The organism is Dysgonomonas sp. ZJ279 (assembly GCF_011039205.1).
Taxonomy (GTDB): Bacteria; Bacteroidota; Bacteroidia; order Bacteroidales; family Dysgonomonadaceae; genus Dysgonomonas.
Genome location: NZ_JAAKEL010000054.1, coordinates 1 through 1,407 on the forward strand (window position 1 = coordinate 1; position 1,407 = coordinate 1,407).

Below are 1,407 nucleotides of genomic sequence, written 5' to 3' on the forward strand. Positions count from 1 at the left end.
AGACTGTCTTGTCCTAAAATAAGTTGACAGATTATGAATAATAAATAGTTAGCTTTATCATAAAAATATATATTCCTATCCTAGGTTTACATCGAATGTTTTATTTCGATAGTTTTTATAAGCTCTTTTACTCCATTGCTTTTTGATTGTTCCTGATAAGAGATAAGCCTGGCTTGGAGTTTTCATATCACAGCTTAAATGAGGTCGTTTACAATTATAAATGGCAATGATTTCATCCACCCTTCGCCTTACCTGATCAAAACAGATAAACCGCTCATGATCCAGCCACTCATCTTTTAAGATGCCGTTTATTCTTTCTGCCAGAGCATTCTGATAAGGATCTCCGTTTTCAGTCATACTGATTCGGATATGATTTTGCTTTAACAGTTTTACATAATCATAACTACAGTATTGAGTTCCTCTGTCCGAATGATGTATCAAACCAGTTCTTTGTATTGCTGGAATATTAGTTAATGCCATCATTAATGCGTTAACAGCTCCATCTCGTTCTAATGTCTCTGATAAATTATAACCCACTATCATATGTGAATACACATCGGTTATCAGTGAAAGATAAACAAATCCCCTGTCAGTGGGTATATAAGTAATGTCACTTACCCATAACTGATTAGGATGTGTAAAATTAAAACCTCTTATCAGATTGGGATATTTTTTCATCCAGTGCTTTGAATTAGTAGTTACTGCGTACTTCTTCTTTCTCTTAACTAACATGCAGTTTTCACGAAGGACATCGAACAAAGTATCTCTTCCGATATCCATGCCTTTTTCTTTCAATAGGAAATGTATTTTCTTACATCCCAAACGAGGCATATCTTTACGAATGAGTTGTACTTGGGTAATAATAAAATCTCTGTCTAAGATCTTCTGAGCGTTTTTATTCAATTGCTTATAATAGGCTTGCCTTGTGTAGCCAAACAATCCACATAAAGTCTGCAAGCCTACTTCTGTGTGTCGCTCTTTGAGTCGGAAGATTGCCTGGCTTCGGATTTTTTTAGTAAATCAATTCCATATTCTTCTTGAAGGATATCGCCCATAATCTGATAACCTTCAAGTTTGAGTTGGGCTAAATTCAATTGACGTTTCAATTCTTCGTTTTCCAGTTTCCAGTTTAGGTTTTCGGGTGTGCTTTTCTTCTTACGTCCCATAATCGGTGTGGATAATTGATTCTCAAATATAAAAAGATTTTTCTGTTTATATCGGTTTACCATCTTGTTTATACTGTTGATGGTAATACCATGTTCGATACTGAGCATATAGGAACTCTTACGACCACTTAAATAGTCCTGAATAATCTCTTGTTTTAATAATCGAGGCAAGCTACCTCTTCTTTTTTGTCCTGTCATTGGTTTACATGTTTTATTGTCAACCTATTTTAGGACAAGACAA

The 1,407-nt window shown here is 34.8% G+C and carries 2 protein-coding genes; both read right to left on the reverse strand.

What is annotated here, in order from left to right; translation table 11 throughout:
* Positions 1-75: 75 nt before the first annotated feature.
* Positions 76-957, reverse strand: coding sequence for an IS3 family transposase (locus G7Y57_RS17815; protein ID WP_165027347.1), 882 nt, complete (start codon positions 955-957; stop codon positions 76-78).
* A gap of 2 nt (positions 958-959) precedes the next feature.
* On the reverse strand, positions 960-1,364 hold the full coding sequence (locus tag G7Y57_RS17820; RefSeq protein ID WP_165027350.1) for a hypothetical protein: 405 nt from the start codon (positions 1,362-1,364) through the stop codon (positions 960-962).
* Between the last annotated feature and the right edge of the window lie 43 nt (positions 1,365-1,407).